This is a genomic window from Colwellia sp. PAMC 21821 (genome assembly GCF_002077175.1).
Classification (GTDB): domain Bacteria; phylum Pseudomonadota; class Gammaproteobacteria; order Enterobacterales; family Alteromonadaceae; genus Cognaticolwellia.
Genome location: NZ_CP014943.1, coordinates 1780532 through 1794509, shown reverse-complemented (window position 1 = coordinate 1794509; position 13978 = coordinate 1780532). Strand labels below are relative to the sequence as shown.

The following is a 13978-nucleotide window of genomic DNA, read 5'->3' as shown; positions in this document are numbered from 1 at the left end:
TGTTTATATTACTTTAAGTAAAGCACAAATTTAAACTTAAGCTTTATTCGTACCATTTGGGTTTTGTGTGTATTTATACAGAGCGTAGATCTTTGATCTTTAGAGGCAATACAACATTGTAGCGATAAGTACTGTCGTTGAAATTGATAGCGCAATTAACGAAAAAGCAACTATATCAACCCCTTATAAGATGATTGCTTAGCGCATTAAGCGATAGGTCTGTTAAACAGTGGCACGTAGCTCGATGTTATTGCCGGCAATATCTTTTAAATAGAGTGAGCGTCCCATACCTTGAGCACCATATCTTTCTTCAAATTCACCCACTTCGACCCCTTTGCCTTTCAGGTAGGACTTTAACTCTGTTTCGTCAAATGCTTCTATTTGTAGGCAGAAATGATCAACGTTATTGCCAGTGTTTTTAGGTGCAGGACCACCAACTTTACCAAGTTCACCATTTATTACATCGACAATATCGATAAGTGAGGATCCTGCTCTGAGCTGAGTTAAGCCAATATCATCGGGTAATTGGCGTTCAACTACACAGCCTAAAACATCACAGTAGAAATTTATAAGCGCTTGATATTGTGCTGTGCGTAATACGATATGATCGATTGCTTTGGGTTTTATCATCAATATATTCCTTGGACTTATTTCGACAAGATAATAGCGTTCGGATTTAAAGCATATGTTCTGTTCAACCAAACCATTGCTTCAGGGTTTCCTTTGCTTTGTCTCCATGCTCTTTCTTAATATACACGGCTACAGCTGCTGTCGCGGCGACTAGTACACCTAGATCATCAGAATATCCAACAATAGGGGTAATATCTGGAATAGCATCTATTGGTGAAATAAAGTAACCAAGAGAGCCGTAAACAGTCCTTTTCGCCCACTTTGGCGTATCAGCATCTTGAGCAGAATAATAAAGCTTTAATGCCGGCTCTAAAACAATTTCCCCCGCAACTTTAGCAAAATTTTTAGTTTTATCCCAAAAGCTATTTTCAGTAAATTCTTGTTCAAACTTATTCTCTGACATCGACCTCTCCGTTGTAATACAGGTAACCAGTTAATAAGTTAATAATACACTTTTAACAAGTATAACCAATAACTTAAAAATAACACTTGAGTGATATAACACCAACCTGACTCGTTGTTTGACTAAAGTAACTCATACCCATTTCATTCATTAATGTGTAGCACATATTCTGATAATTGAAACTGAGTCAACTTTTAGCTAGCAGTATCGCGGCAAATTTTTATAAATATTTAGGCAAGTGTTTTTAAAGATGAAGTTATTTTTTGTGGTCAAGCAACGTAGGTCAGAGCATATTGACACTCTTTTAGTGAATACTTAAGTACGTAGAATAACGGTGTTTCTGGTGATTTCTATTGATAAGTTAATTTAATGACTTACACCACAATAGTAATACCTTGTATAAATAGGGATATAAGTCATTAGTGCATATTGCTGAATGTGCTATGTATTAGGTTAATACATAGCACTATTTACAATATATTGTAGTGATTTTAGAGTACTTTCGCGATTGATTGCGCTAAGTAATCGACATTACTTTGTGCAATGCCAGCAATGCTCATACGGCTTGAACCTACCATATAAATGCTGTATTCATCTTGTAATTGTTGTACTTGCTCAGGCGTTAGTCCTAAGAAAGAGAACATGCCTTTTTGACGAGCAATAAAGCTAAAGTCACGAGTGACACCAGCCGCCGCAATCTTATCAACTAATAGTGTACGATTACTGTTAATGCGATCGCGCATTTCTTGCAGCTCAGTGTACCATTGCGCACGTAACTCGTCTGAAAGCAAAATGGTTTCTACTATCGCTGCACCATGGGCTGGCGGCATTGAATAAATACAACGAACAACTTTGAGCATCACTGAATTTGCAATGTCAGCACTGTGCGTGTTTTGTGCGATAATTGAACATGCGCCAATACGCTCACGATACAAGCCAAAGTTTTTTGAGCAAGAACTACAAACGATCATCTCTTTAACGGAATCAGCCATTAAGCGTAAACCGTAAGCGTCTTCTTCTAGACCTTCACCAAAACCTTGATATGCCATATCAATTAGAGGTAAGAAACCAACATTTTTAGCTACTTCGGCAATTTGCTGCCATTGTTCTTTTGTTAAATCCATACCACTAGGGTTATGACAACAAGCGTGAAGTAGCACAGCATCATCGGCTTTAACTTCTTTTAAAGCCGCAAGCATACCGTCAAAATCAAGGCTTTTGTTTTCATAGTCATAATAAGGATAAGTTTTAACATTTAATCCTGCGGCTTCAAATACACCAATATGATTTGTCCATGTTGGATTGCTTATCCAAATAGTAGCGCCTGCTTTACAAGAATTAATAAATTCAGCAGCGACACGTAATGCGCCTGTGCCACCTGGAGTCGAAACAGTACGAGCACGGTTTTCAAGCAACACTTTATGATGACCGAAAATTAACTTAGCCATTTCTTCGTTAAAAAGTGATGAACCTGTTGGGCCGATATAAACTTTAGTATCTTCGGTATCAAGTCGATGTTTTTCAGCGGCTTTAACACAATTGAGCACAGCGGTGTGCCCAGCTTCATTTTTATAGACACCGACACCTAAGTCGATTTTTTTAGGATTTGTATTTGCACGATATTTAGCCGACAAGCCTAAAATAGGATCCGCAGGCAACGCTGATAAACTACCAAACATTTTGGGTATACCTTATTGACGAAGAGAGGGAGTTGAGCGAATAAACTCCGAGCTTGGAGTCGCTGCATTAAACCCTGTTATTAAAGCATAAGCATAACGGCTATCAGGCTAAAATTAAAGCACAAAAATCAAAATATTCCATAGTAAATAGCCTAAAAAAATCTAGATGATAACTCCTAGTTATAGTCGCTTAATGAATAAGCAAATGCAGTTAGGATATTGAATAAGTTGAAATTACTAAATTTTAGACTTCTATGTTTACCTTGCCATACTTAAGTTGAACGTCAGTTGAATTTCACATAATGGAAGTTTTAGTCATTTTTGTATTCTACAATTAGGCCGACTCATCGACAAAGTGGGTATTTACTTCGCGTAATTCGTCAACGTTGCAGAAGAGTTAGCGCTTTAATCAGGAGGTTTGTACAAGGTCGTCAGTAACTTATGACTAACGACCTTTGGATAACAGTAATTAAAATTTAGTGGTAATTGCTGCGATAAAGCCGATAACACCACCGAAAACACCGCCCCAAACTACTAACCAGCCTAGGTGCTCGTGAATCATTTTTTGCACAATTTCTTTCACCAGTTGTGGGGTTAATTCATTTAGCCGCTTTTCAATAATATCGCTGACTTTATCGCGCATGCCTGCCATGATGCTCGGCTGTTCTAATTCTTCACGAAGAATGGCATTGAACTCTTCACTTTGACTGATTTCAATAACCGAAGCGCGCATTTTCTCTATAAAGGGTTCACGCATAGGTTGTAAGGCTTCAGTGCCGCCCACCATGGCTAGCATGCCACCGAAAGAAGACTGCTCAACTACGCTGACTAAATTGTCAAAGGCCGGCGATAAGTCGACTTTATTAATAACAGGTGCAAGATCAATGACCGTAGCGGGGTTATCGCTGCCAGCTAAGAATCGGTCAATGTTTTCTTCGGTAAAAAATTGCTCCATCATTAACGCACGAATGGCAATTTTAAAATCTTCAAAGCGTGCGGGAATAACGCCTGAGCCATATAAAAAAGGCACGCGCTCGAACAGCATGTGTATGGCAAGCCAATTGGTTATCGCGCCAGATAAGGCAAATAAACCTATGGTGAAAATAATATTATTCGCAACAATATAGCCAATAACAATAGCAATTAGGGCCAAAAAATTGGTGATAAAACTCTTATTCACAAAAACTCCGTCAATGTTAAGGGTAGTGATTTTAGTTTAATTTTACTTATGGTATCAATTGCCTGCGATTGCGCCAATATTTCATTTGTCAGATATTATGTTACATGCAGTGAGAGCAGAAAAAAAATCTTCTCGTTTGCTATTTTTGATGGAATATTGAACAATTGGTAACCTAGCTATATAAAAATAATAATGTAGGGATCTCATGAAGCATCGGAATAATTTTTTAAGCCAGATAATAGTTTGTGGCTGCTTAATCATATCGTTAAGCACTTCGGTAAATGCCGAGCAAAATGTTGAAAAGAAAATCACAACAAAAATAGCAGCTCAAAGCGTTAATAAAGAAAATGAATGGCGAACGGTTGCCATTGAGAACCTAGTGTTATTAACCTTACTCCACGGTAAAGTTGTTATTGAATTAGCACCACAATTTTCTCCAAAGCATGTTGAACAGTTCTTGCGCTTAACCAAAAGTGGCCATTACGATGGCAATAAATTTTATCGGGTTATTGATGGCTTTGTCGCACAGGCGGGGCCCGAAGAAGACAGCGTTGCCGATAGTTCAGTCGCTTTATTAGCGCTTGAAGGAGAATGGCCTACAGATAAAGACTGGTCGTTTACTTTAGTCCAAAATAAGGACTTATTTGCCGAACAAACAGGTTTTAAAGATGGCTTCGCTGTCGCGCACAACCCAAGTGAAAACCGAGCATGGTTAACACATTGTCCTGGCATTATTGCTATGGCGCGTGGCAACGATGCAGATTCAGGCTCTAGCCATTTTTATATTACTAATGGCCAAGCGCCTAGGTATCTAGATCGTATTATGAGCATATTTGGTCGGGTTATTTATGGTATGAATCATGTGCAAGCGATAACTCGAACGGCAACTATCGAGGGAGATGCCGAAGTTCCTAGTACTGCTCATACCGCAATACTGTCGATGCAAATGATGGTCGACGTTCCCGAGGATGAGCAGATTCATCTACAAGTGACAAATACCGAAAGCAAATTATTTGCCACTAAATTAGCTGAGCGTATAAAACGCGATAATGCCTTCTTTTTTAAGCAACCACCACCTGTGCTTGATGTCTGCCAGACGCCAGTGTTGACACGCTTGCTAGCTAATAAGGAAGCTAATAACTTTACTAAGTAAGCTCAAACTGTAAAAGCTATAAAACTGACTAGGCTTGAATAATGATTAAGGCTTAGCATTGCGTTGTTTGTATTGTTCTTTTGCTTTGCGGCCTTTGCGATAAAGTGCTGGCCGTAATGCTCTTCTAAGTTTTGGAAATAAGTAAGAAACGGTGGTTAGCCAACCAATGGCTCTTGGTAATGATATTTCAATTGCTTCGCCGCGCGCCACACTCACAATAGCATCGGCAACTTGTTGGGCACTGCTCATGGGTTGTGAAAATACAATATCTTCTACTTTATCTATTTCTGACATAATAAAGCCGGTATCAATAGGCCCTGGTGAAACTACGCCAACATAAATCCCAGTGCCTTGTAATTCATCAGCTAAAGAGTAAGTAAATGCTCGCAAACCGGCTTTTGTCGCCGCGTAAGTTGCGGCGCCTTGTAACGGCGTTCTACCCGCGAGTGAACCGACATTAACAATGGCACCACCACCGGCTTTGCGTAAATATGGCAGCATTAAACACGATAATTGGATTGGTGCACGTAAGTTAACATCAACCATTTTCGCTAAGTCATTCGCTTGGTTTCTCTCTACTTCTCCACGTTGATGAAAGCCTGCATTGTTAACCAAAACATCCACTGAGCCGAATGTCTGGGCGGCTTTAATTAATAAATTCTCATTGGCAGTTGCATCATTAATATCCATGGCAATATTGATGACCGATGTTAATGAGGCAAGTTCTTCGGTAATTATATCTAACGCTGCTTGCCCGCGAGCCACTAAGACTAAATTTGCACCTAAATGCGCAAAAGTTCTTGCTGTTGCCGCACCAACACCAGCAGAGGCGCCCGTAATGATGACCGTTTTATTTTTAAAATCATTATTCATCGTATTTTCTCTTATCTTTGCTTCGATGTAGCGCTTGTTGGGTCTGAGGAAGTATGGATTTTATTACAGAGTTTTTTGTAAATAATATGTTAAAGTAGTGAAAAAACATTAACAATTTCATAATATAGCAGCATAACAACAAAAGGCTCGATAATGAAAATAAAATATTTAGCGGCAGTCATTGTCGCCAGCTTCACACTCTCCGCTTGCATGGTTACTCAAACTAATCAAAGTTCAACAGCTCAAAATGCAGCGGTTGAAACTAATAATAACAAGGTATTCAGCCAAAACTACGTTTTTAAAGAGTTAGCAAATGGCTTGCGTGTATTGATTGTGAAAACCGATTACCCCGATCTAGTTTCTGTGCAAATTCCTGTGTCAGTGGGTGCTCGTGATGAAAATGAAGTGGGTAAAACAGGTTTCGCTCATTTTTTTGAGCACATGATGTTCAAAGGCTCTGAGAAATATCCTCAAGCCGTTTATGCTGACTTATTTAAAAATGCCGGTGTTGATAACGGCGCATATACCACCAACGATTACACCAACTACCATTTAGACTTTTCTAAAGGCCACTTAGATAAAGTATTAGAGATTCAAGCCGATCACTTTAAAAACCTGACTTACACCGAAGCTCAGTTTAAAACTGAAGCCTTGACGGTAAAGGGTGAATACTTAAAAAATAATGCCAGCCCAACACGAAAATTACTCGCAGCAGTGCGCAAAGAAGCCTTTGATACCCATACTTATAAACATACCACCATGGGTTTTTTTGAAGATGTTGAAGCTATGCCTGAGCAATCAGCTTATGGTGAAAAATTCTTTAAACAGTTTTATAAACCAGAATATGTTTCGTTAGTTATTGTTGGTGATGTAGAGCCAGAAGCAACCATGGCGATGGTAGAAAAACATTGGGGTAATTGGCAAAAGGGCGACTTTGTAAGCAATATTACGCCAGAGCCAAAACAACAAGCACCGAAATATGTCCATGAAAAATTTGACGGCTTACCGGGGCATTGGTTATTAGTGTCATATAAGGGAGCAGACTGGCAACCGAAGAAAAAAGATCGTGCTGCATTAGACTTAATATCCCAATTGTACTTTTCAAGTAACTCGGCGTTATATCAAGAGTTAGTTGTTGATAAGCAGTTAGCGAGTCAAATGTTTAACTATAATCCGGCAACCAAAGATGCCGGTTTACGTCACGTATTTATTAAAGTTAACGAAGAAAAAGATTTAGTTACTGTGCGTGATGCTATTAACCGCACCTATGCCAAAGCGCGCACAGAGCTGGTATCTGCTGAAAAGCTTGATAATTTAAAATCTAACTTAAAATATAGCTTTGTGAATAGTTTAGATTCTTCAGAGTCAATCGCATCAACACTTGCTAGCTATATGCATTTTGATCGTGATCCTGAAACCATCAACCACTTATATAACAGCTTCGATAATATTTCTGCTGACGATATTAAACGTATCGCTAATAAATACTTTATTGATGAAAACCGCACAACCGTAACGTTATCAGCTTTAGATAAGGTGGTGGGTTTTGAACAAGAAGTTACGTTAAACGCAGCGGTTGCAAAGCTTAATATAAAAAAATCTCAACCGAATAAAGCTCAATTTTCGGTATTAGACAAAACGAATGACTCGCCGTTAATTGATGTAAACTTTCTGTTTTATACTGGCGCGGCTGCTGATCCTGCTGGCAAAAAAGGCGTCGCAGCCTTAATGGCACGTATGTTAACCCAAGGTGGTTCTCAAACGCGTAGCTATAAAGAAATTCAACAAGGTTTATACCCGTTAGCTGGACAGTTTTCGTCACAACTTGATAAAGAAATGCTGTCGTTTACCGGCCGTGTCCATAAAGACAATGCCGAAACGTGGTATCAATTAATCAGTGATCAGTTGCTAAACCCGGGTTGGCGCGAAGATGATTTTAAACGCCTGAAAAAAGAATTAATTGATGGCATTAAATCAGGGTTGAAAGCTTCTAATGATGAAGAGCTAGGTAAAGAAGTGCTTTATAGCGAGCTTTATCAAGGCCACGCTTACGGGCATTTTAACAGTGGAGACTTGTCTGATTTAGACGCAATTACCCTTGAAGATATTAAGGCTTTTTATAACACACAGCTCACGCAAGCTAAATTGCATGTTGGCATTACCGGTGCGCTATCGCGTGATTTAAAAGCGCAAATGTTTAGTGATTTAACAACGTTGCCCATTGGTGATGAAAAACGCTTAACTATTGCAAAAGCGCCAGTGCTAAAAGGTCATCATGCAACTATTGTTGAAAAAAATGCACAATCAACCGCTGTGTCTTTCGGTTTTCCAATCGAGACTATTCGTAATGACAAAGATTGGGCCGCGCTATGGTTAGTGCGTTCATACTTTGGCGAGCACAGAAGTTCGAATAGTTACTTATATCAACAAATACGCCAAGAACGTGGGATGAACTACGGTGACTATGCTTATATTGAGTATTTTCCACGTGGTATGTTCCAAACAAAACCCGACGCCAATTTAGGCCGTTCAAGTCAAATTTTTCAAGTATGGCTACGACCATTACGTTCAAATAATGACGCCCATTTTGCAACACGTGCGGCGTTATACGAATTGGACAAATTGATTGAAAATGGTATGAGCGAAAAAGACTTTCAAGCGACTCGTAATTATTTAACTAACTATGCGCCGCAACTTGTAGCGAGTCAGGATCAGCAGTTAGGTTATGCACTTGATAGTGAGTTTTATCAAACCGATGAATTTGTTAAATATGTACGAGAACAATTTGCAACGCTATCGTTAGCCGATGTGAATAGAGTGATTAAAGCCAACTTACAAACCGATAATATTCACTATGTGTTTATTTCTGGAGACGGCGAAGACATGAAAAAACGTTTATTGTCAGAGCAAGTTTCACCATTGAAGTATAATGCTGAAAAGTCGGCTGAATTGTTAGCAACCGATAACATTATTGAGAGCTATAAACTTGTTTTACCCAGTAAAAATGTTGAAGTCAAAGCGATTGATACCGTATTTGAATAGGTATATTTTACGGTATAGTTAACGGTATATTTTACGGTATAGTTACTCGCTAACTTTATAATTTTTCTTATTATGAAACACCACGCTTGTCGTGGTGTTTATGTCTCTGGCGTAAGGTATATTGCGGGGACATGACGAACAACTTAGCGATGTTCTATATTTTTTACATAAACGATGATTATAGCCATGAGTGAATCTCGAAAATTGCTCGGCACTATACCCATACTAACTGAAGGTAAGTACATATTGATCTTTAAAGGTTATATCTTCGTAGTTAATTGATACAATCAGGTTCTCGCGTTCATCGGCCATTCATTTAACCTTGGTATGATGAAAACAAGTTATTCATTTTGTATTATTTTCTTTTTTAAGGTCGTATCTATGCAGTTTAAAAAATCCATCATCAGTGTCGTTGTTTTGACTTTAGCATTCACCGGTTGTGCAAGCACCAACAAAGAAAAAGGTGCTGCTATTGGCGCTATTACCGGCGCAGTTATCGGCAAGTCGACGAGTAATCATAAAAATAAACGTGCTGTTTGGGGCGCTGCAATCGGTGCGCTTGCGGGTGTTGCGATTGGTGATTATATGGATAAACAAGAGCAAGAGTTTCGTGACGAATTATCAGGCTCTGGTATTGAAGTAGTGCGTGAAGGTGATAATCTGCGTTTAATTATGCCTGCCAATATTACATTTGCGACAGGTCAAGCTTATATTACTTCTGGTTTCTACAGTACACTGGATGATATTGCACGGGTGTTAAATAAATACGAGAAAACCTTATTAAGTATTGAAGGCCATACTGATAGTCAAGGCGCAGCTGAATTTAATCAAAATTTGTCTGAGCAACGTGCCGGTAGTGTTAAGCAATATTTAACGAACCAAGACATTATGGCGAGTAGACTGCAAACTGTTGGATACGGTGAATCTCGAGCGGTTGCTGACAACACCACCGCGAATGGCCGAGCATTGAATCGTCGTGTAGAAATTCAAATTATTCCAAACCAAGCCTAATTAATTTGTTAGCATAATTAACATTAAAATACCGCGCGCTGTCGCGGTATTTTTTTGGATAAACATAAGTCCGTAGCAATATATTGTAACAAAAAGAAAACTCGGGTAGTGTCATAAATAACAAACCTTAATACTCGATTCTGCGAGGACCGAGTTGGTATAATGCCAACTTTATTCATTAGGTGGTCTACTTTTATTTGCAACAGTTGGTTGAGCTAAGCAGTATAAATGCTCAGAGTATTAGTGAGATTAATATAATATAGGGTAAATAGATGATGGAATTATTTAACATTAATGTGGATGATGTATTGAAAAATCTAATGCAGCTTTTAATTGCATTAGTCTTACCTTTTATGACTGCATGGGAAAGAGAAGCGAGCAGTAGATCCGCGGGTTTAAGAACTTTTCCTTTAGTATCGATGGCAGCTTGTACCTTTACTATTCTTGCAATGTCGATATTTAATGACCAAGACGCTCAATCTAAAGTTATTGCAGGCATTGTTACAGGTATTGGCTTTATCGGTGGTGGTGCAATTTTAAAAGATTCATCGCAAGTAAGCGGTACTTCAACGGCGGCCGCTATCTGGTCTACTGGCGCTATTGGTATTGCGGTTGGCTTAGAACGTATAGAAATTGCTATTGCATTAAGTATTATGACCTTTGCAACTCTAAAGGTTATAGGTCGGGTGAAAAAAAAATTACCTAAAGATTGATGCTTTTTTTGAATGAGTTCAGAAAGGCCTTACTCACTATACTATTATAAATCATTGTAACTAAGTAATATTAAGTACTGCGTTATTAATATTACTTAGTTACAGAGTATCTGTACTATAGTCTTTATACATATACATATACTGGAAATAATAGTGCTCGGCCTAATGCATTATTCAGCGCTATCAGATTGAAAGTATTGTGTGCTTTTCTGATTGTACCAGCAGTAATATTGACCTAATTGAACATAAGGATTTCTCGGCCGGCTTTTAATGTTTTTTTTAAATATCTGATCAAATACTTTCAAATAGTTCTGCAAAATTTTTCCCCTCAATTATTCATTAACAACACAATTGGTTACGACCGTAAGTTTTTGCTTTATATAACTTAACGTCGGCTCTATTTATAAAGTCTGTAATACCAAACTTTTTTTCATCTTTAAAAGTTGGTGAATAACTTGCAACACCTGCACTAATCGTAACGTTAGGGTGTTTTGCTTTAGTCGCGTGTGAAATATTTAGCTCATTAACCGATTTAACTAAGTTTTTGGCTATTTTTTTAGCGCCAAGTAGGTTGGTAAATGGAAGCAAAATAACAAACTCTTCGCCCCCAAATCTAGCAACAAGATCTGTAGTGCGCTTTTTAGTCGCAACTAAACATTGGGCAACTAAGGTTAAGCATTCATCACCTTTTACATGGCCAAACTCATCGTTATAATGTTTAAAGTGGTCAATATCTATCATAATTATCGATATTTCTCCTGCTCCTCTCATTACTGCCTGCCAGTCGAGTGCTAACTGACTATCAAAACACCATCGGTTAGCGATACCGGTTAAAGCATCGATTTTTGAAACCAGTTCAAGCTCTTTAGTGTGCTTAACCAGTTTTATATGGTTTTTAACACGGCTAAATAATATTTTGGGTAGAGTATCTGAGGCAATATAATCAATAGCCCCTAAAGATAGCATTTTCTCCTCTTCCAATTCACTATAATGCTCACTCACAAATATCATTTGAATATGCTCTGTCGACTTATGTTGTTTAACAAATTTGCAAACATCTAAACCAGTCAATTGAGCTAATTGTGTCGATGACAGGACTATGTCAACGTTGCCGTTTAATATAGCCTTTAGAGCAGTTAAGCCATCATTAGCTGTTTGTATTAAAAAATGAGCACCAAAAATATTACTCCAATGATTCAGTTGATTTTCAAATCTGTGCACAAGTAATAAAGTTAACTGAGAGTCACTTTTGGGTACTTCCAGTGTATTTGTTAAGTTAGATATTATCGGGTATACATTATCTTGAGAGAGCGTTGGTGAAGCCATGCAATCCTGCCAATTTTTTTGAGAATGAAATAAATTAATATCGAAAGAATATTAAATCTAAACCTAACTCGCACTATAATAATAGTTAGCGGTTTATTACAACTTGAATTTTTCAAAAAAATAAAAGCACACCTTAGGTGTGCTTTTAACTAACTATTGCAAAAATTAATGCTTAGAAATTTTCAATTTATCAACAACCGACTTAACGTCAGTTGTATTTTTAGCTAAAGTAACGGCTAATTGTTTTGCAGCATCTGAATCAACTTTACCAGACAACGTCACTACGCCTTGTTTTACTTCTACTTCAATATCTGTGCCGCTGACTTCTGACTCAAACAATAGTTTTGTCTTAACAACGGTTTCAATTTTTGAGTCTGTCAATGCGGTGAGCATTTTACTGTCTTTGTGCGACTCATCATTAATCACAGTTAAACGGTTATCGACTGAATTTACGCCTTCTAGGCTGGCAACTAGTTCTCCTGCCAACGCTTTATCAACGTCGCTTTCAACCTTACCTGTTAGAATTACAACACCATTTTTAACATCAGTGTTAATGTCAAAAGAATTAAGATTCGTGTTAAATAACAAAGTGCTTTCAGCTTTACCATCTAACCAAGCGTCTTTTGAAGTGTCTTTCCATGTATTTTCAGCATAAGCTGCTGATGAACCAACTGTTAATAATGTTAACGCGATAATTGAACGAATTGAGTTTTTCATATAATTCTCCTTTATGTTAAGTCAATGATACTAAAGCTATAACCATGCCAGAAGCATAAGGCATTGATTAATAAGTATATGTATATTATTTTTTTGTTTTTGTTGCACTTTTTTTTAAAGATATTATCTTTATTTACAGGTCGGATTGTAAAAAGTACATGGCGGGTAAAAGGGAGGATATGAAAAATCTATAAGATTCAGGACCATTACATTTTCCTTTGAATCAGAATTTTTTTGACTAAAAATACTAAGCTTCTCTCTAAGTTTTTCAGAGGTGCTGTTGTACCAAGGAATAAGTCGATGTCAACGCTAAATTATAACGGGCTTCAAACAGTCTGTTTGTAGTTGTATTAGTTAGATGAAAACGTTTTCTGTCTAAAGAGTATGCATTTTAGGACCTGTTAAAGGTTGATACTAGACACTTTTTACGATTAACCTGTTTCTACGAGATTAAGTATATCTATCGGACATAAATTATAGACATAAAAAAAGGGTTGGCAAAGTGCCAACCCAAAGGTTACCTAATTTAAGGGGAGGAAGGTAACATCAAACTCTAAGATTTAAGTTGATATATTTCAATCACCTTAAAACGTATATTGAATATTGATACTTGCATAATCCACATCAGTATCGAAACTTTCAATGTTGGATAAGATACCAATTTCATCTCTTTCAAAATCTATATCAAAGCGTGTGTATTCAATGCGTAAATCCCATCCTTCTGTAAGTGCTATTGAAGCCCCTGCACCGTAAAAAAAATCGTTACCATCAACATTATTGCTACCTTCAATCGCATTAATATCTGCGTCCCACCATAGTTGACCACCTTTCATATAAACTGTTAGGTGATCATTAACTGGTAAGCCGGCTTTAAGCGCTAAAGTGTAACCATCAACCTCAGTATTAAATACTTGGTTACCATGGCGACCAAAATCTATATAACCGGCCTCAATTGAGAATGCTTGATTAATTTGAGCACCCACAAAGGCATTGGCAGCATTGTCGTCTTCATCAAATCCTTCGTCACTATCGACTTTGAGTAATCCGTAACCCGCACCCACATAGATACCTTGATGATCAACGTCAGAATATTGATCGGCAGAAGCTAAGCCTGATGTTGCTATAAGGGATGTAGCTGTAAGAGTGGCTAATAATGTCTTTTTCATGAGAGTCTCCGTTTAAATCTTTAATACTTCGGTAATTTAAAAAGTTATAACAAGTGAAATAGGGAATATAACTTCTTGGTTCAAT

The 13978-nt window shown here is 37.8% G+C and carries 12 protein-coding genes; 4 read left to right on the top strand and 8 right to left on the bottom strand.

The window, feature by feature from the left end; translation table 11 throughout:
• Nucleotides 1–222 precede the first annotated feature (222 nt).
• The 4 genes from A3Q33_RS07595 to A3Q33_RS07580 all read right to left on the bottom strand — a co-directional run bounded on the left by A3Q33_RS07595 (nt 223) and on the right by A3Q33_RS07580 (nt 3892).
• Complete coding sequence (locus A3Q33_RS07595; protein WP_081179424.1) at nt 223–630, bottom strand: VOC family protein; 408 nt, start codon at nt 628–630, stop codon at nt 223–225.
• A gap of 64 nt (nt 631–694) precedes the next feature.
• The gene (locus A3Q33_RS07590) at nt 695–1033 is read right to left on the bottom strand and encodes a YkvA family protein (protein ID WP_081179423.1); all 339 of its coding nucleotides are present in this window, start codon (nt 1031–1033) and stop codon (nt 695–697) included.
• Between the two features lie 491 nt (nt 1034–1524).
• Nucleotides 1525–2712: an amino acid aminotransferase gene (locus A3Q33_RS07585; RefSeq protein ID WP_081179422.1), complete on the bottom strand. Its 1188-nt coding sequence runs from the start codon at nt 2710–2712 to the stop codon at nt 1525–1527.
• Between the two features lie 469 nt (nt 2713–3181).
• Nucleotides 3182–3892 (bottom strand): DUF445 domain-containing protein, encoded by a 711-nt coding sequence (locus A3Q33_RS07580; RefSeq protein ID WP_081179421.1) that lies wholly within the window; start codon nt 3890–3892, stop codon nt 3182–3184.
• Between the two features lie 205 nt (nt 3893–4097).
• Between A3Q33_RS07580 and A3Q33_RS07575 the strand changes: the two genes are divergently transcribed.
• On the top strand, nt 4098–5045 hold the full coding sequence (locus tag A3Q33_RS07575; RefSeq protein WP_081179420.1) for a peptidylprolyl isomerase: 948 nt from the start codon (nt 4098–4100) through the stop codon (nt 5043–5045).
• Nucleotides 5046–5090: 45 nt separating this feature from the next.
• On the opposite strand, the gene A3Q33_RS07570 is transcribed toward A3Q33_RS07575, so the two are convergent.
• A complete protein-coding gene (locus A3Q33_RS07570) occupies nt 5091–5918 on the bottom strand; it encodes an SDR family NAD(P)-dependent oxidoreductase (RefSeq protein ID WP_081179419.1) in 828 nt (275 codons plus the stop codon).
• Between the two features lie 153 nt (nt 5919–6071).
• On the opposite strand from A3Q33_RS07570, the gene A3Q33_RS07565 reads away from it, so the two are divergent.
• The 3 genes from A3Q33_RS07565 (at nt 6072) to A3Q33_RS07555 (ending at nt 10684) form a co-directional block, all read left to right on the top strand.
• The gene (locus tag A3Q33_RS07565; RefSeq protein ID WP_081179418.1) at nt 6072–8960 is read left to right on the top strand and encodes a M16 family metallopeptidase; all 2889 of its coding nucleotides are present in this window, start codon (nt 6072–6074) and stop codon (nt 8958–8960) included.
• A gap of 381 nt (nt 8961–9341) precedes the next feature.
• On the top strand, nt 9342–9971 hold the full coding sequence (locus tag A3Q33_RS07560) for a YiaD family glycine zipper/OmpA-like lipoprotein (RefSeq protein WP_081179417.1): 630 nt from the start codon (nt 9342–9344) through the stop codon (nt 9969–9971).
• A gap of 272 nt (nt 9972–10243) precedes the next feature.
• Nucleotides 10244–10684: an MgtC/SapB family protein gene (locus A3Q33_RS07555; protein ID WP_231295802.1), complete on the top strand. Its 441-nt coding sequence runs from the start codon at nt 10244–10246 to the stop codon at nt 10682–10684.
• A 339-nt stretch (nt 10685–11023) separates the two neighbouring features.
• Here the strand turns inward: A3Q33_RS07555 and A3Q33_RS07550 are convergent, their stop codons facing one another.
• The 3 genes from A3Q33_RS07550 to A3Q33_RS07540 form a co-directional block, all read right to left on the bottom strand.
• Complete coding sequence (locus tag A3Q33_RS07550) at nt 11024–12010, bottom strand: GGDEF domain-containing response regulator (RefSeq protein WP_081179416.1); 987 nt, start codon at nt 12008–12010, stop codon at nt 11024–11026.
• A 165-nt stretch (nt 12011–12175) separates the two neighbouring features.
• Nucleotides 12176–12727 (bottom strand): BON domain-containing protein, encoded by a 552-nt coding sequence (locus tag A3Q33_RS07545; RefSeq protein WP_081179415.1) that lies wholly within the window; start codon nt 12725–12727, stop codon nt 12176–12178.
• Between the two features lie 584 nt (nt 12728–13311).
• A complete protein-coding gene (locus A3Q33_RS07540; RefSeq protein WP_081179414.1) occupies nt 13312–13893 on the bottom strand; it encodes an outer membrane beta-barrel protein in 582 nt (193 codons plus the stop codon).
• Nucleotides 13894–13978 lie beyond the last annotated feature (85 nt).